Genomic DNA, 23334 nt, shown 5'->3' with positions numbered 1-23334 from the left:
TAGACTTTGATAGCTGCAGTATTAGAACCACTTTTATCAATGTTTATTACTCTTGCTTGCAGTTATTATTATTTGATCTAATTAATAATGAATGAGCACTTATTCTCTGTCTTTTTTTAGTAAAAGAAAGTCTATATTATTACCTAATTGATTTGATTTTGCTGCAAGATATTCCGTATAACTGCCATCTAAATAGTTGGGAACACTATAATACACACGGTCATCTTTTTTAAATTCGGTTACATCGCATCTAATTCAATATTTACCCAAATTCAGCAACAAATTTCATCAATATTATTGATTCTGAAATAACAGTTGATAAGTACGAAATATTTAGTATTAACGGACAAAAACTTATGGAAGGTAAAAAAATAAAATTAATATCTCAGAACTGAATTCAGGAATCTACTTTTATAAAGTTTGAAATTGAAAATAAAGTTACGTATCCAAAATAATAATAAAGATAAATTTTTGAATCAAATGTAAATGAAAAAAAAATGAATTACATCAGAATTCAAAATCTGAATAAGAGCATTGATGGAGTGGATACCTTTTTTGCCACAATTAGTTAAGGCATTTTTTTTAGAAACATTACAGAAATAGCTTTTACAATAATAAAGCCAAAATAATCAATTTTACAAATAAAAGCTTATTTTTACGACATATAAGATAGCGTGTAAAAAACAATTCAAAATATTAAATAACAACAAGTTACACCTAAAAATTAACAATGTGAGTTTCGTGGCAACATCGTGGCAACAGTAGGTATAATAAAAATAAAATTGCAGGAAATACGCGGGTTTGAAGCTTAAGTTTCGAATCCTGCTCTCCCCACACACACAAAAAAATCCTAATTTTCATTAGGATTTTTTTTATGATTTAGTCGAAAAATCCCATTTAAATATAAATGGGATTTTTTATTCAGTATCAGAATTTTAATCTAAAATAAAACTAACACTTACATTTATCGTAACTTCAATTTCTCCAATTGCCATGGTTTCATTTGAAGCAACTGCATCGGCTGACTCTTTCATTCTCATTGCTCCGTACATTGGTTGTGGTTGATATATTTGAGAATTATCAGATATTACAAATGCTTTACCCACTTTTTGACCTAAAACCGAAGTATAATCTTCTGCTTTTTGTTTAGCATCTTTAATTGCCAATTTTCGGGCTTCAGATTGATGTTGTAATAATTTAGATGATTCAAAAGAAACTTTATCTATTCTGTTTATACCTTGTTGTACAAGACCTTCCATTAATTCATCATATTTAGATAAATCTCTTACTATGATTTCTACAGTTTGCACTGCATTATAACTTGTTTTCTTTTTTTCATAATCATACTGAGGATTAAGAGAAACTTGTTTCGTTCTGAAATCTGCCGTTGGAATATTCATTTTTTTAATGAACTTCAAAACAGCATCCATTTTTTCGTCATTTTGTTTCTTTACATCTTTAGCATTATTCCCTTTTGTTTCAACTGTAGCTGAAATAGAAACCTGATCCGGAGCTACTTTTACTTTTCCTTCTCCATTTACATTGATCAGCGGAATTTGTTTCGTTTCCTGACCATAAGACATAGTCATAAACATGATTGTTAAAAATAATACTAGTTTTTTCATTTTTGTTATATTTAAGTTATTTGATATTGGCATTTCAAAAGTTGTGCCATCATTATAATTTTCCCAATTTTGCCATTACAAAAAGTATAATAATTGGGATTGCCAATAATATAACCATGAAGGTCTGATCATTAAGTAATGAAGGATATTTTATCAGGGTAATCAAATAACCACCTACAGCTCCACCAAAATGTGCCGTATGTCCAATATTATCATTTTTAGCCTTCATTCCATAAATAGAATACAACAAATAGGCGATCCCAAAAACATAAGCTGGCATACTTATTATAAAATACAAATCGACATTTGAATTAGGTTCAAGCAAAATGGCCGAATATAATACTCCCGTTACAGCTCCGGATGCTCCTACGGCACGATAGCTATAATCGTTTTTATGAAATATCATTGTAAGTAAACTTCCGAAAACTAAACTTCCAAAATAAACTAAAATGAATGAAAAATTACCTAAATAAGCAATAACAGTTGGCGCAAAAAAATAAAGTGTCAGCATATTAAATGCCAGATGCATGATATCAACATGTAAAAAACCGGATGAAATCATTCTTATTTGTTCACCGGATCGGATACTTCCCACGTGAAATTCATATTTTCTAAAAAAAGCAACATCATTAAAACCTTTATAACTAATTAAAACGTTGACAACAATAATTCCGATCAAAATGGTATTCATAAATTTTATTTAATTTTAATTACAAAGATACTTATTAAGTAATACAAGTTAGCCAACCTTTAATACTATAAACTTTATTCATTTTTACTTTATATTTGTAAAAAAAAAGTTGATGCAATTTCTTGTTTATATTTTGGCTTATCCCATACTTTGGTTTATTTCAATACTTCCTTTTCGCATATTTTATTGGTTTTCAGATTGTGTTTACTTCCTTGTATATTATATTTTAGGATATCGTAAAAAAATTGTCCGGGAGAATCTCGCAATTACTTTACCTCATTTAAATAATGAGCAAAGAAAAACCATAGAAAAGAAATTTTATCAGCACATGTGTGATATGTTTTTGGAAATGATAAAAACAATGAGTATTTCTCCTGAAGAAATGGAAAAAAGATTTACCGTTACAAATATTGAAGTCATGAGAGATTATGAGCAAAAAGGTAAAAGCATTGTTTTATTTGCCTCACATTATGCTAGCTGGGAATGGCTTTTGTCACTAACTAAAAAATTAAATTTTAAAACAATTGGGGTTTACAAGAAACTAGCGAATCCTTATTTTGATAAACTAATACGCAAAATACGTTCTAAATATGGTACTGAATTAGTAACCACCAAAGAAACTATTCCGCATATGGCACAAAGTCAACGTGACGGAATTTTGACATTATATGGATTAGCAAGTGACCAATCACCTAAAATGGATAGGATTTTTCATTGGAATACTTTTATGGGAATTGAAGTTCCGGTTCATACAGGAGCAGAAATGTTAGCTAAAAAATATGATTTAAGTGTCATGTTTATTAAAGTGAAAAAGATAAAAAGAGGTTATTATGAAGCCACATTAGTTCCGATTTGCTATAATCCGAAAGAATATGAAAATTTTGATATTACAGAAATATATTTACGAGAAGTTGAAAAACAAATTCTTGAAGCGCCAGAATATTATTTATGGACGCATAAAAGATGGAAGCACAGAAAATAAAAAAAAGACCGGAAAGTAATTGCTTTTCGGTCTTTTTTATTTTAAGAATGGATTAAATAGTGTCTTTTATTAGATAAATTCCATCTTCCTTAATGTCTATTAATTTATCCTTATACAAAGCTCCAATTGCTTTTTTGAACGTTTTTTTGCTCATCTTTAAAACAGTCTTAATATCCTCAGGATGTGAAGCATCATTTAGTCTCAGGAAACCGCGATTGGCACGTAATTCATCTAAAATTTTATCCGCATTCGGTTCTATACTTTCATAACCCTGAACCTGCAAGGCAACATCTATTTTGTTATCAGGGCGGATATTTTTTATGAATCCTCGCATTCTGTCCCCCGTTCTTATAGCATCATCATATACTTCATCTTTGTATAACAATCCTTTATGCTGTTCGTTGATGATAACATTAATTCCTAATTCGGTAATATGTGAAACTATCAAATCAACTTCTTCACCTTTTTCAACTGTCAGTTGATCATTTTTTAAAAATTGGTTCAATTTACTGGAAGCCACCAAACGATTGGTTTTTTCATCCATATACAAGTGCACCAAATAGCGTTTTCCCTTTTCCATAGGGCGCGCCTGCTCTTTAAACGGAACCAGAATATCTTTTTCCATTCCCCAATCCATAAAAGCACCAATCTGATTAGTGTAATTGACACGTAAAAGTGCAAATTCATTTAATAAAATATAAGGCTCAAGGGTTGTAGCAACCGGACGTTCTTCATGATCCAAATAAACAAAAACAGCAAGTTGTTCTCCTATTTCAAATTCGTTTGGAACGTATTTATTGGGTAATAATATGTCGTGAATGCCTTCCGGATCTTCTTCAGGATTTCCTAAAAATAAACCAACTTTTGTATCACGAAGTATCGTAAGGGTATTGTATTTTCCTATTTCAATCATTTTAATAAGGTTCTGAGTTGATAAAACAACTAAGTTTTTAAAGTGCAAATGTACGAAGTTTGAAAATGGTTCAGGTAAAATAATTTTCTAAAAATAATGCTTTATTATATCTGTATTATTTTGTGTTTTTTGGTTAAATTTGAACATCCTATAAATTTTAAGCAAATGAAAACTCATCCATTCTACTATATTTTTTCACTTTTACTATTTACACAAATTGGCTTCGCCCAAATTTTTGAAGACCCTGAAATAAAAAAAATGATTACTGAAGTCAAAGCTGAAAATCTTGAGAACACGGTTAGAAAACTAGTTTCTTTTGGGACCAGACATACTTTAAGTGATACTAAAAGCAAAACAAAAGGAATAGGTGCTGCACAGAAATGGGTGCAATCTGAATTTGAAAAATATGCTTTAGCATCAAACGGAAGACTTACGACTAAAATTGATTATTTTACGGTAAAAGCTGACACCAAACGAATCCTAACTGATACTAAGGTTGCAAATGTTATGGCTATTTTAGAAGGAACGGATCCTACAGATGACAGAGTATTAATTGTTAGTGGCCACTTGGATTCAAGAGTTTCAGATGTAATGAATACAAAATCGGATGCTCCGGGAGCAAATGATGATGGATCAGGCGTTGCAGCGGTTATGGAACTGGCAAAAATTATGAGCAAAAGATCTTTTCCAATGACTATTGTATTTGTTGCCGTTACCGGTGAAGAACAAGGTCTTTATGGCGCAAGACATCTTGCAGAATTTGCAAAAGAATCCAAATGGAATGTTATTGCAATGCTCAATAATGATATGATTGGCAACAGTTTATCCAGTGGAACTAATTTAAGAGACAACACACAAGTTAGAATATTTAGTGAAACCATTCCCTATTTAGAAACCGAAGAAGAAGCTAAAATGCGTAAAGCAACAAACCGTGACAATGACAGCCCGTCGAGATTATTGGCGCGTTATATTAAAACTGTAACAGAACAATATGTAGATCAGTTAAAAGTAAAATTAGTATATCGAAATGATCGTTTCCTGCGTGGTGGCGATCATACGCCGTTTAGTCAAAATGGTTTTACTGCTGTTCGTTTTTGTGAAATGAATGAAAATTTCGATCACCAGCATCAAGACTTAAGAACTGAAAATGAAATCATATATGGTGATCTTCCTGAATTTATGGATTTTGATTATCTACGCAAAAATACCTGTTCCAATCTGGCTACTATGGCTAATTTAGCCTGGTCACCAAAACCCCCTGTAAATGTTGGCATTGAAGTAAAAGGGCTTTCGAATTCGTCAACTTTAATCTGGAGTGCCCCTGAAGGCAAAAGCCAATATGGCTATCAGGTTTTAATGAGGGAAACTTCTTCTGCACATTGGGGAAAAACTTTTTTTGTAAAAGATACCAAAGCTGAAATTAATTATTCAAAAGACAATTATTTCTTTGCTGTTCAGACAATTGATTCATTAGGTCATGCCAGTTTACCAATTTTTCCAATACCTATCCGATAAAGTTTTTTATACTAATTCCTTAAAAAACTGAAGCAATATTTTATCGTTATCAAGAGTAGGCGTAAAAATTTCTAAAATAGCAGGAGCATCATTGCTACCATATAGTAACTTTAGATTTTGCTCTAAAGAAACCAGATCAGCAGCAGTATGATAATTGAACTGATACATTTTTGCCAGATGTTCCGCTGTCAATTGGTGTGAAGTTTCAAAATAAGTATTGAAAACCGGTTTTTCTTCATGACCGGGTAAAATCCTGAAAATACCTCCTCCTCCATTATTAATCAAAATAATCTTGAAATTTTTAGGAATATAAGAATTCCATAAAGCATTGCTATCGTATAAAAAACCAATATCTCCGGTGATAAAAATGGTTTGTTTATCGCTTCCAACCGCTGCTCCTATTGCTGTTGATGTACTTCCGTCAATTCCGCTTGTACCTCGGTTACAAAATACTTCAATCGAAGAATCTATATCAATTAACTGTGCATAACGAATCGCTGAACTGTTACTAATTTGCAATTGGGTATTTTTAGGCAACGACTCTATGACTTTTTCAAAAACCTTAAAATCTGAAAAAGTAATCTTCTCTAAATATTCCTGTTTTCTAATTTTTCGCAAATCATAAATAGTATTGATTTTCGAAAAATAATCACTTTCTGCATTTTTTGTTTTTGATAAAAATTCTTCAAAAAATAGATTTGGCTCCGTTTCAAAATGTTTAGTCAGGCTGTTAAAGGTGTCATACGCCCGCAACGTATCAATATGCCAATGGTGTTTTGGTTTGTATTTTCGCAGAAAAGCTTTTATTCTTTTCGAGACAATCATTCCTCCAAAAGTAACAAGAATGTGGGGCCTAAACTCTTCGAAATCAAAATCCTGAAATGGTGTAATTAAAGTATCTATACTGTTAATAAAATTGGAATGATGCAGATTTGAAGTCGTTTCGGTAAGAACTACTACCGATGGGTCCAGAGCGAGTTTTTCGACAACCTTATAATCAATTGAATTGGATTCATTTACTCCAACTAAAATCATTTTACGTTTGGCAGCATTCCATATAGAAACAAAATAGTCTAATTTTTCAATTGTATCCGTTACATTATTTACCTCTAAATAAGTGATTTTAGAATTTACAGAAAGAGTTTCCGTAGTTTCATAAAGTGGTTCTTCAAAAGGGGCATTAATATGTACAGGTCCTTTTTTAAGTATAGCAGCCTCAATTGCTGCATTTATTTTTAAATCGTTTTCTTCTGAAACCAATTCGGTTAAATTGGCATTAAAAACAGAATGATTCTGAAACACATTTTCCTGACGAATTGTCTGTCCGTCACCAATATCAATTTTGCTTTGAGGACGATCTGCCGAAATCACGATTAAAGGAATCTGACTGTAAAAAGCTTCAGCAAATGCTGGATAATAATTAAGTAAGGCTGAACCGGAAGTACAGATTACTGCACTTGGCTTTTTGGTCTGTTGTGCAATTCCTAATGCAAAAAATGCTGCACAGCGCTCATCTGCAATACTGTAACATTTAAAATTAGGATTTTGTGCAAAACCAATAGTTAATGGTGCATTTCGTGATCCCGGAGATATGATGATATTGGTAATTCCTTTAGCTAAACAAATTTCAATAATGCTCTGCGCAAGCGGTATTTTGGGATAAATCATTGTTTCTGTATCTGAATAACAAAGATACAAAGTTGCTCAGGTTTTATCTAATCTTAAATAGTTTTCTTAATTTTGAATACAGATATTTTTTTATATGAAAATAGACATCAGACCTTACAAAACCGAAGACACACAAATAATATTAGATATTATAAATTATAATATTGTGCATTCTACAGCTTTATATGATTATACAATAAGAAGTTATGAACAGCAAAAAAATATTTTGGATGAAAAAATTGCTAAACAATTTCCGGTAATTGTTGCTGAACTAGAAGGAAAAGTAGTTGGTTTTGGTATGTACAGCGAATTTCGTTTTAGGGAAGCTTATAAATATACGGTAGAACATTCTGTATACGTAGATCAAAATGCTCATGGAAAAGGAATTGGTAAAATTCTGTTACAGGAATTAATTATTTTAGCAAAAGCACAAGGATTGCATACTATGATTGGTGTTATTGATGCCGAAAATAAAAGCAGTATTGATTTTCATGAAAAATTCGGTTTTAAAACAGTCGGTATTATTAAAGAATCCGGATATAAATTTGATCGTTGGCTTGATTCAGTATTTATGCAATTGATTTTAGAATAATTTTGAAATTCTAATGAATAAAAAAAAATATCAGAAATCATAATCATTAACAAATAGTATCTTTGCTGCTTTACAAATACTATGGATTTTACGCTGCTCTCATCACCTTTACAAGGATTTACCGATTTTCGTTTTAGAAATGCCCAAAACAAAATTTTTGGAGGAATTGACACTTTTTACTCTCCTTATATTCGTCTGAATGGAAAATTAGTTATAAAATCATCTTACGAAAGAGATTTACTTCCTGAAAATAATTTGGGTTTAGAGGTTATTCCACAAGTAATTACTAACGATGCAGATGAATTCATATTTGTTGCCAAATATGTTCAGGAATTAGGTTATAAAGAATTAAACTGGAATTTAGGCTGTCCGTATCCAATGGTTACTAAATCCGGGATGGGCTCTGGTTTGATTAAAAACACGGATCAAATTAATCATATTCTGGACAGAACACATTCTGAAACAGACATACTTGTATCAATGAAAATGCGTTTAGGATATGATACTACCGAAGAAATTTTAGATGTTTTACCCATCTTAGATACATATCCAATTAAAAATATTGCCATTCATGCCCGTATCGGTAAACAATTATACAAAGGCGGCGTTCATCTGGATGCATTTCAGCAATGTATTGACAACACTAAGCATAAATTGTATTACAATGGGGACATTACTTCGGTAGAAAAATTTCACGAAATGCAGGATCGTTTTCCAACGATAGACCACTGGATGATTGGACGTGGACTTATTTCAGATCCTTTTTTACCTTCCATGATAAAAAAAAATACAGCTGAATATCCTAAAAATAAAATGGAGTTATTCAGTGACTTTCACGATACTTTATATGCAATTTACAGCGAATCGCTATCCGGACAAACCCATATTTTACTGAAGATGTATCATTTATGGGAATATTTCTCGGCTACTTTTTCGAATCCGCACAAAATATTAAAACAAATAAAAAAAGCAAAAAGCATTCGAAATTACGAAGCAGCAGTTGCATCTATTTTCAAAAACGAAAAATGAGATTTTCAGTTTCCTGAAAATCTCATTTAAAATTATTTTTTGCTTAATATTATTCTTTAATCCAATTGATAACTTCAGGATTAGTTGGCAAGGTTCTCGGTTTAATCACTTTTACTAGTTCTCCGTTTTCATTAATCAGGTATTTTTGAAAGTTCCATTCAACTTCAGAATCCTGCAAACCATTTTTAGATTTTTGTGTCAGGAATTTATATATTTCGCACATATCATCTCCTTTTACAGAAACCTTATTCATCATTGGAAAAGTAACACCGTAATTTTGTTGGCAAAAAGCTCCTATTTCTTCATTTGTTCCCGGTTCCTGAGAAGCAAAATTATTTGCCGGAAATCCTACAATTACAAAACCTTTATCTTTATATACCTTATATATAGCCTCCAGATCTTTATATTGTGGAGTTAATCCACATTTTGAAGCTGTATTTACAATCATTATTTTTTTACCTTTCAGAGAAGCAAAATCAAAAGTATTTCCTGATAAATCTTCTACTTTATATTGATAAATCGTTTCTTTTGTCATGATTTTATCTGTTTTAGGAGCTTTAGTTTTATTTGTTTGGGCCTGATTTTGACAGCTAAATAAAAGAAAGGTACCACACGCTATGAATAATATTTTTTTCATTGTTTTATTTTTTTATAAAATTAATTAAAATCTATCTTAGAATCCTATTGTTTAACTTTTTTTAATAAAAAAAAATGAAGCCTAACGTTAATCAGACGTTAGGCTTCTCCCCATACAAACAAATCAATCAGCATAAATCAATCCACATCTTTATTTAAAAAAAGCTGCTTAAATACATATACGTAATCAAATTTATTTTGGTTTTAAAAAAATGAATATTTTTTTTATTGCATGTTTTATATTACAAAAAGTTATTGTCCTCCGAGGATTTTTGTAATTTATAATCTTAAAATGTATATGTTTGTATAAGCTAAATAAATAAGAATATGACCCAGGACGAGTTATTGGTATTGATTTATAAAAAAGACGAAAAAGCTTTTACATATTTATATGATATGTATTCTAAAAGCTTATTTTCTGTAATTAATGTTCTTGTAAAAAATCGTGAAGAAGCGGAAGATGTTCTTCAGGAAGTTTTTATCAAAATATGGAAAAACATTGATTCATATCATGAAAGCAAAGGCAGATTTTATACCTGGATATTAAATATTGCAAGAAATACATCCATAGATAAACTGCGATCTAAGAATTTCAACAACAGTCAAAAAAACCTAAACTCAGATAATTTCGTACATCTGTTTGAGGACAGTAACAAATTGACCAATAAAATTGATACAATTGGAATTCAGGATTTTGTAAAAAAACTAAAGCCAAAATGTATTGAAATTATTGATTTATTATTCTTTAAAGGATATACGCAGCAAGAAGCATCAGAAGAATTAGCTATTCCTTTAGGAACCGTAAAAACTCACAACAGAAATTGTATTAACGATTTACGTAATTATTTGAAAATATAATGGAAGCAAAAGACTATATTGAATCAGGTATTTTAGAACTTTATGTATATGGTTTACTAAGTGAATCAGAAAACATCGAAGTTGCTGAAATGGCAAAAAATAATTCGGAAATAGAGAATGAAATCATCTCGATTGAAAAAGCGGTTATAGCTTTATCATCCAGTTTTTCACCATTTCATTCGGTAGCCAACTACGAGAAGATAAAAGCCAGACTGGAACTAAAACACGGAAAAGTTATAGAAATGCAACCAGCTTCACGTTGGTCCCAATATGCAGGCTGGGCTGCTGCAGTTTTATTACTTTTAGGAGTGGGTTATCAGACCTTACAGCTCAATGAAACTAAGCAAGCTATTTCATCCATAGGAACTGAAAAAAATAAAATCGAAAGAGAATTTGCATATTTAAATCAGGAAAAAAATATAACAGAAAAGAATCTAACAATTGTTAGAGATGTTAAGAATACTGGAGTAACACTTGGTGGTCAGACAGTTTCACCAAAATCTTTTGCAAAAGTATATTGGAATAAAGAAAGCAAAACTACTTATATTGATGCAGCCGGTTTGCCAGCACCTCCAAAAGGAATGGTCTATCAGGTTTGGGCTCTTAAACTAAGCCCTACCCTTACTCCGACAAGTATAGGTCTGTTAAGTGATTTTGAAGCAAACGATCAAAAGATATTTGCTGTTGATCAAACTGTTTATGCTGAAGCTTTTGGTATTACTCTTGAACCTGCTGGCGGAAGTATCTCGCCTACAATGGAACAATTATATACCTTAGGAAAAGTTTAATTAATTTAGAAAATAAATTAAGGCCATTATATCCCCAAATTTTAAAAAGTTTGGGGATTTTTTAAAGCTATTATAATAAATTTAAGTTTTTTTAAAAAAAACAATTTAAAAATATTGTATTCTTATAAATATCCGGATAAATACACTATTGACTCAAAACTAGAGTTTAGAATTATATTATCTAATTAATTAATACTGGTTTTGAATTTAATTAATTAAGTTTGTGCAATCGATTACATTAATCATTTGTAAAGAAATTTAAAAACTAAAAATAATTTTTAAAATGAAAAAAACATTCCTCTTATTCTTTTTTTTCCTAAGCTTAACGAATCTATTTGCACAAAATTACTACATGTCAGTTCCAGAAGGATTTGGTGCTGCTGCAACTGGTGGTGGAACTCCAACAGTTTCTAATACTGTAACAGTTTCAACATTTGCTACCTTAAAGACTGCGTTACAATCCACAGCAAGCGCTAACTCTGTAATTTTGGTATCCGGTATAATTGATTGTACTTACCTTAGTGTACAATTAAATAATAAAACGGTTATTGGATTACCTGGCGCAAAACTTAGAAATACACAAATAACAATTGGTAATTTCGCTACATCTGCTGCCAATTCCGGAATTCTGTATATAAAACCAAGTTCAAATAACGTAATTATAAGAAACCTTATTTTTGAAGGTCCAGGAGCGTATGATGTAGATGGCCGTGACAACCTTACAAATGAAGGAACTAATATTTGGGTAGATCATTGCGAATTTCAGGACGGAATGGATGGCAATTTTGACAATAAAGGTGAGGCAGATAATGTCACTATTTCATGGTGTAAATTTTCATACCTAAAAACTCCAGTATCAGGAGGATCAGGTGGTTCTAATGACCATCGTTTCTCAAATTTAGTAGGTTCTGCTAAAGATGATGTTAATTCTACTGATGGCCGCTATAGTATTACTTTTAAAAATTGTTACTGGGCTGAAGGCTGTAAAGAAAGAATGCCCAGAGCTAGAAATGCTGAATTACATATTTTAAACTGTTATTATAATACTACTGTGGCTGGTTCATTAGCAATTGGCTTAGGAGGTGGAAATAACAATACAACTTGTTATGTCGAAAATACTAATTTTGCAACTATTGCTAGTGTTTATCAAAATTATTCAGCAGATGGTGGAACAGTTGGTTTAGCATTTGATGGTTGCATCAACAGAATTAATTCTGTAATTGGAACAGTTTCAAAACCATCTTATACTTATACTGTACTTCCTGTTGCAGATGTAGCAACTTTTATTCCAAATGCAAGTTGTGGTGCCGGAGCTACTCTTCAGGTAACTTCAAATGGTGTGATATCAGCTTGTACAAATTTAGGAGTAAATGATAATGCATCTAACTTAGAACTTAAATTTTATCCAACGGTTATAGATAATATTCTAAACATTGAATTTTCAAGTATTGAAAATGGCTCCGCTGTTATAGAGTTATACTCGGTAAATGGCAGTAAAGTGTATACTTCTTCTAAACCTGTTACAGGTAATGAAAAAGTAGAATTAAACATTGCAAACCTTACTAAAGGAGTTTACATTTGTAAAGTACAAATTGAAAACAGAGTTAAAACTTTTAAAGTTGTAAAGAATTAGTTTTAAAAAATATTTTTCTAAAAAAAAGGCTATTGATATTTGTCATCAATAGCCTTTTTTTTATACTCTTGCCAAGTTTAATAAAAAATCATTTAAGTTTCTCCATAAAAAAACCGATTTGCATTTTATACAAATCGGCTATATTAATTCAAAATGATTTTTAAAATGCAGACTTCATTTTGTTTTTAATGGCATCCAGACACAAATTATTAATACTTCCTTCGTGCGTGTGTTTTGTTTCTTTTGGAGATTCATAAGTTCCTGCTTCCAATTGTTCAGCCACTGCTTTGTACGCATCCCTAAACGGCATTCCTGCCACTACCATTTCGTTTAAAGTATCAACTGTAAACAAATAATCGTATTTTTTATCGTTTAGAATTCCTTCTTTTACCTTAATATCTTTAATAGAAAAAATAGCAATATCTAAACACGCTTTTAGGTTTTGAATAGCAGGAAACAAACCTTCTTTTAATAATTGAAAATCTCTGTGGTAACCACTTGGAAGATTGTTGGTTATCAAAGTAATTTCATAAGGCAAAGCTTGAATCTTATTACATTTTCCACGAATCAATTCAAAAACATCAGGGTTTTTTTTGTGAGGCATAATGCTTGAACCAGTTGTAAGATGTGAAGGTAAACCTATGAAGTCAAAATTCTGGCTCATATACAAACACACATCCATTGAGAATTTAGCCAAAGTCGCTGCGACACTGCTCATAGCAAAAGCAACTGTTTTCTCTGATTTTCCACGACTCATTTGTGCGGCAACTGAATTGTATTTTAAAGTTTCAAATCCTAGTTCCTGAGTAGTGAAAGTTCTGTTGATTGGAAATGAACTTCCGTAACCAGCAGCAGAACCTAACGGATTTTGATCAACAATTTTTAAGGCAGCATTCAGCATTGTGATATCGTCAATCAAAGTTTCAGCGTAAGCAGAAAACCACATCCCGAAAGAAGACGGCATGGCGATTTGTAAATGTGTATAACCAGGCAACAATACATTTTGATGTTTTTCTGCCAATTCCATCATTAAATCAAAAAGTGTTTTTACCTGCTCTTTTAATTCTTTTACTACATCTTTAAGATATAAATTCACATCCACTAAAACCTGATCGTTGCGGGAACGTGCGGTGTGGATTTTCTTTCCGGCATCGCCCAGCTTTACAGTCAGTAGATATTCGATTTTGGAATGTACGTCTTCGAAACTGTCTTCTATTTCGAAATTTCCAACGGCAATATCAACAATAATAGCATTTAAGGCATCAACTAAAGAAGCAGTTTCTTCTGAAGTTAAAAGTCCAATTTGCCCCAGCATTTTAGCATGCGCAATCGATCCTAATGCATCATATTTTGCCAGAACCAAATCCAGTTCGCGGTCGTTTCCTACTGTAAAATGTTCGATTTGTTTGTCGGTTGGTATTCCTTTTTCCCAAAGTTTCATAAAATAGATTTTTAGACCTCTTAGATTTTAGATATTTAGACTTCTTAAATTTTTCTTTGTAGTTTAATGCCTAATTTCCAATAATGCCTTTGTTATATGGTGTTGTTTCTAGCCCCGATAGCAGTGAAAATCCTTTTATTTTTTTCTTTAAAAAATAAAAGATTGAAATGGATAGCGGGATTAGCTCCTAAATAATTTTATAATTTAAAGAAATCAGTTAGTATTTTGATATATAACGTTACTCCTTCTTCGATTTCGTTGATGAAAATAAATTCGTCTGCCGAGTGTGACCGCAGGGTTTCTCCTGGACCTAATTTTAAAGACTGACAGCTTAAAACGGATTGATCTGAAAGCGTTGGCGAGCCGTATGTTGTTCTTCCTAAAGCGATTCCGGCCTGAACCAAACCGTGTGTTATTGGAATAGACGATGCGTTTAAATGCATGGATCTTGGGGTAACTTCGGCATTTACACTGGCTTTTACAACTTCTAAAATTTCTGAATTGCTATAACAGTCGTTTACGCGTATATCAACTACCAAATCACATTCTGACGGCACTACATTATGCTGCTTTCCTGCACTGATCTGTGTTACGGTCATTTTTACAGGACCTAAAACATCCGATATTTTATCGAATTTATAATTTTTAAACCATTCCATTACCGGAATTGATTTGTATAATGAATTGTCATCATTTTGGTGTGCAGCGTGACTTGCTGTACCTTTTACTTTTACGTCCAAAACCAATAAACCTTTCTCGGCAACCGCCAACTGCATTAATGTAGGCTCACCGACAATAGCGCAATCCAGTTCCGGTAAATGTTGTAAAACACTGTTCAAACCTTTTTTTCCGCTGCTTTCTTCTTCCGCGGAAGCCACAATTACGATATTATGAGATAAATTTTGATTCTCATAAAAATGAACAAATGTGGCTAATAACGAAACCAGACATCCACCGGCATCATTACTCCCTAAACCAAATAATTTGCCGTCTTTTTCAATTGCTTTAAAAGGATCGTTGGTATATGCCTGATTAGGTTTTACCGTATCATGGTGAGAATTCAGTAAAAGTGTTGGTTTATTTTGCTCGAAATATTTGTTGAAAGCCCACACATTATTGTTTTCTCTTTTAAAGGGAATCTCGTTTTGATTGAACCAATTCTCTATTAAAATTGCTGTTTGATCTTCTTCACTGGAAAATGAAGGTGTTTCAATCAGTTTTTTTAATAATGTTATGGCTTCGTGGGTAAGCGTTTCTGTATTTTTCATTTCTTATTTTGGTACTGAGATGCTAAGATTGCAAAAGTCTTGGTTTCTTGGGAACTTAGCAACTTTTTTCTTTATAATGTAATGGTTGTGTGCAAAACATCCGGATTTTGTAACATTTTATGATGCGCAATTTTAATCTTTTGAACACCTCTTGACAAACTGTTGAAACAATTATCCAGTTTTGGAATCATTCCGGAGTGAATCACTTTTTCTGCTTTTAGTTTCGTGTACAAAGCCTCGTTTATTTCTGTAATTACAGAAGAATCATCTTCTGAATCCTGTAAAACACCTTGTTTCTCAAAGCAATAGGTTAGCGTAACATCAAAGACTTCAGATAAGGCAATTGCTAATTCACTTGCAATGGTGTCTGCATTTGTATTTAATAATTGACCATTTTTATCGTGTGTAATGGCGCAAAAAACAGGTACTATTCCGCTTTCAAGTAACGTTTTCAATAAGGTCGTATTAACTTGTTTTACATCGCCTACAAATCCGTAATCAATTGTTGGATGGTTTCTTTTTACAGACTGAATTAAATTTCCATCAGCTCCTGAAAAACCTATTGCATTATTGTTTTTTGACTGTAATTGTGCCACAATATGCTTGTTGATCTGGCCTGCGTAAATCATGACCACAACATCAAGCATTGGAGCATCTGTAATTCGGCGCCCTTCAATCATTTGAGGCACCAAACCAATACTTTGCGCCATTTTAGTAGCCGATTTTCCGCCTCCATGAACTAAAACTTTATATCCTTCAATTTTAGAAAAATCAGTTAAGAATTGTTCTAATTCGGTTGGATTATCAATTATGTTCCCGCCTATTTTTATTATTGTAACTTTCATTTTTTTTATTTACAATTTCTTTAAAATCTTCTGTAAAACTAATTGTGCAGAATAGGTTCTGTTATTCGCCTGCTGAATTACGATTGAATTCTCGCTGTCAATCACTTCGTCGCTTACAATTACATTACGACGAACTGGCAGGCAGTGCATGAATTTTCCGTTGTTCGTCAATGCCATTTTTTCGGCCGTTACCGTCCAATTAGGATCTGAATTGGTTACTTTTCCGTAATCGTTGAAATTACTCCAGTTTTTTACATATACAAAATCAGCATTCTCAAACGCTTTATTCTGATCGTATTCGATTTTTGAATCTTTTGTAATTTCAGGGCTTAACTCATAACCTTCAGGATGAGTGATTACAAAATCCATGTCTTTTTGCATCTGCATCATTTCAACGAATGAATTGGCAACTGCCTGAGGCAATGCTTTTGGATGCGGAGCCCAGGAAAGCACTACTTTTGGTTTGTGTTTGGTTTTGTATTCTTCCATTGTAATGGCATCTGCCAAAGACTGCAAAGGATGACGAACAGCGCTTTCCATGTTTACGATTGGCACAGTTGCATGTTTCAAAAATCCTGAAATTACTGTTTCGGCATAATCTTTTTGTTTGTCTTCCAATCCCGCAAAAGCACGGATTGCGATAATATCACAATACTGAGAAACTACTTCGGCCGCTTCTTTAATATGTTCTGAAGCACCTGAATTCATTACGGCTCCATCTTCGAACTCCAATGTCCAGCCTTCGTTAGTAAAATTCATTACCATAACATTCATTCCTAGGTTTAATGCCGCTTTTTGAGTACTCAAACGCGTTCTTAAACTAGGGTTAAAGAATAACATTCCCAAAGTTTTATTCTTTCCTAAGCTTTGATTTTTAAGCGGATTCTTTTTGATTTTTAACGCGCTTTTTACCCATTTTGGTAGTGAGTTGATATCCTGAATTGAAATGTAGTTCATTTTTTTGTTTTGTATTGTGTTATTTAGACGCGGATTATACTGATTTGCTATCGCAAAAACGCGGATAAAAACTGATTTTCCTTTTCTTTCTATTTTCTTGTTTTTCTACTATTCTCGAAAACCTTTCGTTTAAATTCAGGTTTCTTTCCAAAATTCAGAAGCAAACCCACTTCACAATTTGTTCCTCTTAAATAGTTTAATATTTGATTTTCAAATGCAGGAGCAATACAGTCTGCAGCTTTTAATTCAAGAATAACTAAGTTTTCAACAACTAAATCTGCATAATATTCTCCAACTTCTATTCCTTTGTAATAAACTTCTATTTTACGTTGAGCTTCAACTTGTAGACCTTTATTTTTTAATTCTAAATATAAAGAGTTCAAATAAACCTTCTCTAAAAATCCATAACCTAATTCATTATAAACTTCATAAAAAGTTTTAATAATGACATCCGTTAATTCTTCATGCAATAATTCCATTAAGAAATCTGTTTTTATCAGCGTCTTCGCAATAGCGAATCCGCACTATCTGCGTTATAATTACACAATTTTAGTAAAAGGAATTTCATCCTTTAATGCTTTTAAAATAAAATTATCTTCTAAACCGTTTACAATCCAGGTTTCAATATTGGCAGATTTTGCAATTCCGGCTGCTTCTATTTTGGACTGCATCCCTCCTGTTCCGTGTGATGATTTAGATTCTCCGATTTCTTTTTCCAAAAGTTTTAAATCATTTACCAGGCGAATAGTTTCCGGAATTTCATCATGAATAGAAGCTTTTGTATATATTCCATTTGTATTGGTAGCAATTATTAAAATATCCACATTTAATAAAACTGCTGCCAGTGCTGCTAATTTATCATTATCGCCAAACTGAATCTCATCTGTGGCAACAGTGTCATTTTCATTTATAATCGGAATGTAATTATTCTCAACCAAAACATTAATTGTATTGACAATATTAACTTTTGACTGTTCTTTTTCAAAATCAGAATAGGATAATAAACATTGTGATGTCAATAAACCTAAATCGCTGAAATTTTCATGGAAAATCCGCATTAAATGAGGCTGACCAATTGATGCAAGAGCTTGTTTTACAATAATTTCTTTGCCTTTGCTTTCCAATTTCACAAATTGTTTGGCTGCAGCAATGGCACCTGAACTCACAATTACAAATTCATAATCCTTATTCAATGCCGCAATCTGCATCCCAATATCCTCAATTTTTCCTCTCGAAATGTGATTGGTTTCCTTTGTTAAGGTATTGCTTCCTATCTTTAATAAAATCCTTTTTTTGCTCATTTATTTTTTGTTTTAACTAGTAAGATCAGAGCTACTAAGGTTATATTGTAACCACAATAAAAATTTATAATTATCTAATTGTCAGATTATTTCAATTACCTAATCTGTCCTTCTCCGTAAACATACCATTTATTGGTTACCAAATGCTGCAAACCAATTGGTCCGCGCTGGTGCAATTTATCAGTACTTATTGCCAATTCCCCTCCTAAACCAAATTGTCCTCCATCAGTAAATCGGGTCGAAGCGTTTTGATATACAGCTGCGCAATCTATTTGTTCCATAAACTCCTGGGCAGTGGCATCATTTTGTGTAATAATCGACGCAGAATGTCCACCACAATATTTATTGATTTTTGAAATTGCTTCTTCATCAGAATTTACAATTCCAACAACAATTTTATAATTTAAAAACTCTTCGTACCAGATTTGTTCATTTTCAATTTCAGGAACCTGAGTAACGTTAGCAAAAGCAATATCACCCAAAACAGCAACATTAAATTTTTGCAATTCAGTCACCATCTGTTTGGCAAAGTCTTGCCAACCCGGAATCCTGATATCAATTAAAACTTTATCTAATGCATTACAAACTCCTATATTTGTGGTTTTTCCGTTAATAATAATATCAAGAGCTTTTTTCAAATCAGCCTCTTTGTTTACATAAACAAAATTATTACCGCGACCACTAACAATTACCGGGCAAGTAGCATGTTTCTTGGTAAAAGCGATCAATTGTTCGCCACCACGAGGTACAATCAAATCAACTCTCTGCGTTGGATTTTCTAAAAAAGCCTGCGTTTCTGCACGATTGTAATTTAAATATTCAACCCAATTCTTCGAAACTTCATTTTCTTCTAAAGCCTGGTGCCAAAGCGAAACAATTTTCAAATTAGACAATAACGATTCTTTACCGCCTTTGAGCAAAATTTTGTTTCCGGATTTAAATGCAATTCCACCAGCTTCAACGGTTACATCAGGCCTCGATTCATAAATAATCATTATGGTTCCAAAAGCCGCCGTTTTATTAATGATTTTCATTCCGTTATCATGAACAAAATTAAAGCGTTCCACACCAACAGGATCTTCCTGACTTGCTAATTGCTGCATTGATAAAATCATTGCTTTAATTTTAGCATCATCAACAAGCAGACGCTTCTCCATAGCCAAATCATCCCCGGAATAATTGCTTAAATCCTGTTGATTGCTACTTTTCAGATTGGTCCTTTCCTTTTCCAGAAGTTCCGCCATCCGACTTAAAACAGCATTTCTTTTTTCTATGGATAATAATGTATTCATGTTGATTAGTTATTTTTGGGCGTGTCCCTATCGGGTCGGGCTATTCGTTCCCGCTTTTTTATAATCAGCGAAAAAATCGCTAATTATAAAAAGAGCTCCACTGCTATCCCTCACGCAGTCTAAAATATTATTTTAATTCAGCCAGTGACTCTTGTAAAGCCACAATAAAAGTGTCAATATCTGATTTTTTCACAGTAAGCGGTGGTAAAATTCTCAACAGATTTTTATTATTAGCACTTCCTGTAAAAATATGTTTCTCGATTATCAGTTTTTTTCTTAACGCTGCAACATCAAAGTCAAATTCGACTCCCAACATTAATCCTCTTCCTTTTACCTTGATAATTTCGGGAACCACTTTTATCGCTTCCATAAAATAGTCCGAGACTTTATTGGTGTTGCCTATTAGGTTTTGTTTTTCCATCACATCCAAAACCGCAATTCCAGCCGCACAAGCCAAATGGCTTCCTCCAAAAGTGGTTCCCAATAAACCATAACTCGCTTTGAATTCAGGAGAAATTAAAACGCCTCCAATTGGGAAACCGTTCCCCATTCCTTTTGCAGTAGTTATAATGTCGGGGTTAATCCCGTGGTGTTGATGAGCGAAAAACTTCCCGCTTCTTCCATAACCTGATTGTACCTCGTCTAAAATCAGCACCACATCATTGGCTTTACACACTTTTTCCAAAGTCTGAAAGAATTCGGTTGTTCCCTGATCTAAACCACCTACGCCTTGGATAGGTTCGATAATTACAGCGCAAACATCCCCTTTTTTCAATTCGGCTTCCACCAGATCAATTTGGTTCAAAGGCAAAAAGGTAACAACTTGCTGTGCATTAATCGGAGCAACAATTTTCTTGTTATCAGTAACTGCAACAGCAGCCGAAGTTCTTCCGTGAAACGAATTATCAAAAGCAATTACTCTTGATTTATTCGTATGAAAAGATGCTACTTTTAAAGCATTCTCATTCGCTTCAGCACCAGAACTGCAAAGGAATAAGCTAAAATCCGTTAATCCGGAAGCTTTACCTAATTTATCCGCCAATTCTACCTGTAATGGGTTTTGGATAGCATTCGAGTAAAAACTCAAATTATCCAATTGCTGTTTTACTTTCGCAATATAATCCGGTTGTGTATGTCCTATAGAAATTACTCCGTGACCCGAGTATAAATCTAAATATTCAATTCCTTTATCGTCTGTAATCGTGCAGTCTACTGCTTTTACAGGAGTAATAGGATATAATGGGTAAACATCAAATAAGTTCATTTTTTTATTGTTTTTGAGAAGAAAGGATCAAGAAGAAAGAATCAAGATTTTAACTAGGGTGTTACAATATCTTTTTTCTTGTCTCTTTACTCTTTTTTCTTATTTTTAGAATCCTGAAGGTTTCAAATGCAATCCTGTCGTTTCTTCCAGTCCAAACATCAAATTCATATTTTGAATGGCTTGTCCGGAAGCACCTTTGGTTAAGTTGTCAATAATTGATGTAATTAAAACCCGGTTTCCTTTTTTCAATAAACTAATAATACATTTATTAGTTTGAAGGACTTGTTTCATATTAATATTGGTAGTTGTCACCGTCACAAAAGGTTCATCTCTATAGAAATCTTCATATTTTGCAACCAGTTGCTCCAGACTATCATCCGAAAGGGTATATAACGTTGCGAAAATCCCTCTTGTAAAATCTCCTCTGTTTGGAATAAAAAGCAATTCGCTTTGAAAATCATCCTGTAATTGCACTAAACTTTCTCCAATTTCTCCCAAATGCTGGTGTTCAAAAGCTTTGTAATGCGACATATTGTTATTTCTCCAGCTGAAATGAGACGTTTCTGAAAGTCCAACACCTGCTCCCGTACTTCCGGTTGTGGCATTGATATGAACATCATTATTCAAAAGGTTATTTTTCGCCAAAGGCAGTAAAGCCAATTGAATAGCCGTCGCAAAACAACCTGGATTTGCAATATAATCTGCTTTTTTAATTTCCGCTTTATTAATCTCAGGTAAACCGTATATAAAATCTTTTCCTTCGAAATGAGCATCTTTATTCAATCTGAAATCATTTCCTAAATCAATGATTTTAGTGTGACTGGCAAATTGATTTTGCTGTAAAAATGAAATTGATTTTCCGTGGCCTAAGCATAAAAAGACAACATTTACATCCGGATTTACAACATTAGTAAAATTCATTTCGATATCCCCCATCAAATCATGATGCGCAACAGAAAGCGATTTTCCTGCATTTGTTGTACTGTAAACAAAATCGATGTTTACATTAGGATGATACATTAATATTCTGATAAGTTCTCCGGCCGTGTAACCCGAACCACCAATTATTCCGATATTAATCATGATCTAAATGATTTACAGATGAAAATATATTTTGTGCATTACCTAAAATCTTAATAAATCCCTTTGCATCATCAGAAGTCCAGGCATTATTCATTTCTCCATATTGACCGAAGCCCGTATTCATTAAATCATTGTCAGATTCAATTCCGTCAAGTGAAAAATGATACGGTTTTAGCGAAACAGTTACAACTCCATTTACCGTTTTTTGTGTATCCTGCAAAAATGTTTCAATGTTACGCATTACAGGATCTAAAAACTGACCTTCGTGAAACAACATTCCGTACCAGTTTCCTAACTGTTCTTTCCAGTATTGCTGCCATTTACCTAAAGTATGTTTCTCTAGCAAATGGTGTGCTTTAATGATAATTAACGGAGCAGCAGCTTCAAAACCAACTCTACCTTTAATTCCGATAATAGTATCACCTACGTGAATATCCCTACCAATTGCGTAAGCATTGGCTAATTTTTCAAGTGCTACAATATTATTGGAAGGTTTGTCTAACTGACCATTTATTCCAACCAATTCTCCTTGTTCAAAATGTAACCTTACTTTTTCTTCTCCTTCTTTTTGCAATTGTGAAGGATAAGCGTCACTTGGCAAGGGCTGACTTGAAGTCAAAGTTTCTTTTCCTCCAACACTGGTTCCCCAAAGACCTTTATTGATCGAATATTGCGCTTTTTCCCAGGAATAATGAACGCCGTTTTGAGCCAGATAGTCAACTTCTTCCTGTCTTGATAATTTTAAATCTCTAATTGGGGTAATGATTTCAATTTCAGGAGCGATTGTCTGAAAAATCAAATCAAAACGAATTTGGTCATTTCCTGCACCTGTACTTCCGTGTGCAATAGCGCTTGCCCCTACTTTTTTAGCATATTTAATGGCTTCAATTGCCTGAAAAACACGTTCTGCACTTACTGATAACGGATACGTATTGTTTTTTAATACGTTTCCA

General features: G+C 32.8%; 22 protein-coding genes. 7 read left to right on the top strand and 15 right to left on the bottom strand.

From position 1 onward, the window contains the following. Window positions 1-935: 935 nt before the first annotated feature. On the bottom strand, window positions 936-1625 hold the full coding sequence (locus ABI657_RS14820) for an SIMPL domain-containing protein (RefSeq protein ID WP_348098047.1): 690 nt from the start codon (window positions 1623-1625) through the stop codon (window positions 936-938). 52 nt (window positions 1626-1677) lie between these two features. Then, entirely contained in the window at window positions 1678-2316 is a 639-nt protein-coding gene (locus ABI657_RS14815) for a rhomboid family intramembrane serine protease (protein ID WP_348098046.1), read from the bottom strand. 112 nt (window positions 2317-2428) lie between these two features. Here ABI657_RS14815 and ABI657_RS14810 point away from each other — a divergent pair, with 112 nt between their 5' ends. Further along, window positions 2429-3298, top strand: coding sequence for a lysophospholipid acyltransferase family protein (locus ABI657_RS14810; RefSeq protein ID WP_348098045.1), 870 nt, complete (start codon window positions 2429-2431; stop codon window positions 3296-3298). A 52-nt stretch (window positions 3299-3350) separates the two neighbouring features. On the opposite strand, the gene ABI657_RS14805 is transcribed toward ABI657_RS14810, so the two are convergent. Continuing rightward, window positions 3351-4211 carry a S1-like domain-containing RNA-binding protein gene (locus ABI657_RS14805; RefSeq protein ID WP_348098044.1) on the bottom strand — a complete coding sequence of 287 codons (861 nt, stop codon included), beginning with the start codon at window positions 4209-4211 and terminating at the stop codon, window positions 3351-3353. Between the two features lie 165 nt (window positions 4212-4376). On the opposite strand from ABI657_RS14805, the gene ABI657_RS14800 reads away from it, so the two are divergent. Beyond that, window positions 4377-5726, top strand: coding sequence for a M20/M25/M40 family metallo-hydrolase (locus ABI657_RS14800; RefSeq protein WP_348098043.1), 1350 nt, complete (start codon window positions 4377-4379; stop codon window positions 5724-5726). Between the two features lie 6 nt (window positions 5727-5732). Here ABI657_RS14800 and menD read toward each other — a convergent pair whose 3' ends face one another. Then, on the bottom strand, window positions 5733-7394 hold the full coding sequence (gene menD, locus ABI657_RS14795) for a 2-succinyl-5-enolpyruvyl-6-hydroxy-3-cyclohexene-1-carboxylic-acid synthase (protein WP_348098042.1): 1662 nt from the start codon (window positions 7392-7394) through the stop codon (window positions 5733-5735). A gap of 94 nt (window positions 7395-7488) precedes the next feature. On the opposite strand from menD, the gene ABI657_RS14790 reads away from it, so the two are divergent. Then, entirely contained in the window at window positions 7489-7986 is a 498-nt protein-coding gene (locus tag ABI657_RS14790) for an N-acetyltransferase family protein (RefSeq protein WP_348098041.1), read from the top strand. Window positions 7987-8067: 81 nt separating this feature from the next. Next, window positions 8068-9015, top strand: a complete 948-nt coding sequence (locus ABI657_RS14785; RefSeq protein ID WP_348098040.1) for a tRNA-dihydrouridine synthase family protein — start codon at window positions 8068-8070, stop codon at window positions 9013-9015. Between the two features lie 49 nt (window positions 9016-9064). Here ABI657_RS14785 and ABI657_RS14780 read toward each other — a convergent pair whose 3' ends face one another. Further along, entirely contained in the window at window positions 9065-9652 is a 588-nt protein-coding gene (locus ABI657_RS14780) for a glutathione peroxidase (RefSeq protein WP_348098039.1), read from the bottom strand. 326 nt (window positions 9653-9978) lie between these two features. On the opposite strand from ABI657_RS14780, the gene ABI657_RS14775 reads away from it, so the two are divergent. The 3 genes from ABI657_RS14775 (at window position 9979) to ABI657_RS14765 (ending at window position 12930) form a co-directional block, all read left to right on the top strand. Continuing rightward, window positions 9979-10509: an RNA polymerase sigma factor gene (locus tag ABI657_RS14775; protein ID WP_348098038.1), complete on the top strand. Its 531-nt coding sequence runs from the start codon at window positions 9979-9981 to the stop codon at window positions 10507-10509. Beyond that, on the top strand, window positions 10509-11297 hold the full coding sequence (locus ABI657_RS14770; protein ID WP_348098037.1) for an anti-sigma factor: 789 nt from the start codon (window positions 10509-10511) through the stop codon (window positions 11295-11297). The genes ABI657_RS14775 and ABI657_RS14770 overlap by 1 nt, the downstream gene beginning before the upstream one ends. A gap of 352 nt (window positions 11298-11649) precedes the next feature. Next, on the top strand, window positions 11650-12930 hold the full coding sequence (locus ABI657_RS14765; RefSeq protein ID WP_348098036.1) for a T9SS type A sorting domain-containing protein: 1281 nt from the start codon (window positions 11650-11652) through the stop codon (window positions 12928-12930). 160 nt (window positions 12931-13090) lie between these two features. On the opposite strand, the gene argH is transcribed toward ABI657_RS14765, so the two are convergent. The 10 genes from argH to ABI657_RS14715 form a co-directional block, all read right to left on the bottom strand. Continuing rightward, complete coding sequence (argH, locus tag ABI657_RS14760; protein ID WP_348098035.1) at window positions 13091-14371, bottom strand: argininosuccinate lyase; 1281 nt, start codon at window positions 14369-14371, stop codon at window positions 13091-13093. A 197-nt stretch (window positions 14372-14568) separates the two neighbouring features. Continuing rightward, window positions 14569-15639: a M20 family metallo-hydrolase gene (locus ABI657_RS14755; RefSeq protein ID WP_348098034.1), complete on the bottom strand. Its 1071-nt coding sequence runs from the start codon at window positions 15637-15639 to the stop codon at window positions 14569-14571. Window positions 15640-15710: 71 nt separating this feature from the next. Then, complete coding sequence (argB, locus tag ABI657_RS14750) at window positions 15711-16484, bottom strand: acetylglutamate kinase (RefSeq protein WP_348098033.1); 774 nt, start codon at window positions 16482-16484, stop codon at window positions 15711-15713. A 9-nt stretch (window positions 16485-16493) separates the two neighbouring features. Beyond that, the gene (locus tag ABI657_RS14745) at window positions 16494-17441 is read right to left on the bottom strand and encodes an N-acetylornithine carbamoyltransferase (RefSeq protein ID WP_348098032.1); all 948 of its coding nucleotides are present in this window, start codon (window positions 17439-17441) and stop codon (window positions 16494-16496) included. An 89-nt stretch (window positions 17442-17530) separates the two neighbouring features. Then, window positions 17531-17920 (bottom strand): GxxExxY protein, encoded by a 390-nt coding sequence (locus tag ABI657_RS14740; RefSeq protein ID WP_348098031.1) that lies wholly within the window; start codon window positions 17918-17920, stop codon window positions 17531-17533. A 60-nt stretch (window positions 17921-17980) separates the two neighbouring features. Continuing rightward, window positions 17981-18742, bottom strand: a complete 762-nt coding sequence (gene proB, locus ABI657_RS14735) for a glutamate 5-kinase (RefSeq protein WP_348098030.1) — start codon at window positions 18740-18742, stop codon at window positions 17981-17983. Between the two features lie 95 nt (window positions 18743-18837). Further along, a complete protein-coding gene (locus ABI657_RS14730) occupies window positions 18838-20034 on the bottom strand; it encodes a glutamate-5-semialdehyde dehydrogenase (protein WP_348098029.1) in 1197 nt (398 codons plus the stop codon). 127 nt (window positions 20035-20161) lie between these two features. Next, window positions 20162-21298, bottom strand: coding sequence for an aminotransferase class III-fold pyridoxal phosphate-dependent enzyme (locus tag ABI657_RS14725; protein ID WP_348098028.1), 1137 nt, complete (start codon window positions 21296-21298; stop codon window positions 20162-20164). 105 nt (window positions 21299-21403) lie between these two features. Next, on the bottom strand, window positions 21404-22381 hold the full coding sequence (gene argC, locus ABI657_RS14720) for an N-acetyl-gamma-glutamyl-phosphate reductase (RefSeq protein ID WP_348098027.1): 978 nt from the start codon (window positions 22379-22381) through the stop codon (window positions 21404-21406). Further along, window positions 22374-23334, bottom strand: a 961-nt coding sequence (locus ABI657_RS14715; RefSeq protein WP_348098026.1) for an argininosuccinate synthase domain-containing protein, incomplete at its 5' end; no start/stop codon positions are given. The genes argC and ABI657_RS14715, both read right to left, overlap by 8 nt.

Origin of the sequence: Flavobacterium sp. (assembly GCF_039930565.1) — a bacterium.
In the GTDB taxonomy this organism is placed as follows: domain Bacteria; phylum Bacteroidota; class Bacteroidia; order Flavobacteriales; family Flavobacteriaceae; genus Flavobacterium.
This window is presented reverse-complemented; position numbering and strand designations above follow the sequence as displayed.

Coding starts and splice junctions, on each gene's coding strand:
- ABI657_RS14730 (WP_348098029.1), bottom strand. CDS start 20,034: ATGAATACATTATTATCCATAGAAAAAAGAAATGCTGTTTTAAGTCGG.
- ABI657_RS14790 (WP_348098041.1), top strand. CDS start 7,489: ATGAAAATAGACATCAGACCTTACAAAACCGAAGACACACAAATAATA.
- ABI657_RS14745 (WP_348098032.1), bottom strand. CDS start 17,441: ATGAACTACATTTCAATTCAGGATATCAACTCACTACCAAAATGGGTA.
- argB (WP_348098033.1), bottom strand. CDS start 16,484: ATGAAAGTTACAATAATAAAAATAGGCGGGAACATAATTGATAATCCA.
- ABI657_RS14765 (WP_348098036.1), top strand. CDS start 11,650: ATGTCAGTTCCAGAAGGATTTGGTGCTGCTGCAACTGGTGGTGGAACT.
- ABI657_RS14815 (WP_348098046.1), bottom strand. CDS start 2,316: ATGAATACCATTTTGATCGGAATTATTGTTGTCAACGTTTTAATTAGT.
- ABI657_RS14820 (WP_348098047.1), bottom strand. CDS start 1,625: ATGAAAAAACTAGTATTATTTTTAACAATCATGTTTATGACTATGTCT.
- ABI657_RS14770 (WP_348098037.1), top strand. CDS start 10,509: ATGGAAGCAAAAGACTATATTGAATCAGGTATTTTAGAACTTTATGTA.
- ABI657_RS14755 (WP_348098034.1), bottom strand. CDS start 15,639: ATGAAAAATACAGAAACGCTTACCCACGAAGCCATAACATTATTAAAA.
- ABI657_RS14780 (WP_348098039.1), bottom strand. CDS start 9,652: ATGAAAAAAATATTATTCATAGCGTGTGGTACCTTTCTTTTATTTAGC.
- argH (WP_348098035.1), bottom strand. CDS start 14,371: ATGAAACTTTGGGAAAAAGGAATACCAACCGACAAACAAATCGAACAT.
- ABI657_RS14775 (WP_348098038.1), top strand. CDS start 9,979: ATGACCCAGGACGAGTTATTGGTATTGATTTATAAAAAAGACGAAAAA.
- ABI657_RS14725 (WP_348098028.1), bottom strand. CDS start 21,298: ATGAACTTATTTGATGTTTACCCATTATATCCTATTACTCCTGTAAAA.
- argC (WP_348098027.1), bottom strand. CDS start 22,381: ATGATTAATATCGGAATAATTGGTGGTTCGGGTTACACGGCCGGAGAA.
- menD (WP_348098042.1), bottom strand. CDS start 7,394: ATGATTTATCCCAAAATACCGCTTGCGCAGAGCATTATTGAAATTTGT.
- ABI657_RS14785 (WP_348098040.1), top strand. CDS start 8,068: ATGGATTTTACGCTGCTCTCATCACCTTTACAAGGATTTACCGATTTT.
- ABI657_RS14740 (WP_348098031.1), bottom strand. CDS start 17,920: ATGGAATTATTGCATGAAGAATTAACGGATGTCATTATTAAAACTTTT.
- ABI657_RS14805 (WP_348098044.1), bottom strand. CDS start 4,211: ATGATTGAAATAGGAAAATACAATACCCTTACGATACTTCGTGATACA.
- ABI657_RS14810 (WP_348098045.1), top strand. CDS start 2,429: ATGCAATTTCTTGTTTATATTTTGGCTTATCCCATACTTTGGTTTATT.
- ABI657_RS14800 (WP_348098043.1), top strand. CDS start 4,377: ATGAAAACTCATCCATTCTACTATATTTTTTCACTTTTACTATTTACA.
- proB (WP_348098030.1), bottom strand. CDS start 18,742: ATGAGCAAAAAAAGGATTTTATTAAAGATAGGAAGCAATACCTTAACA.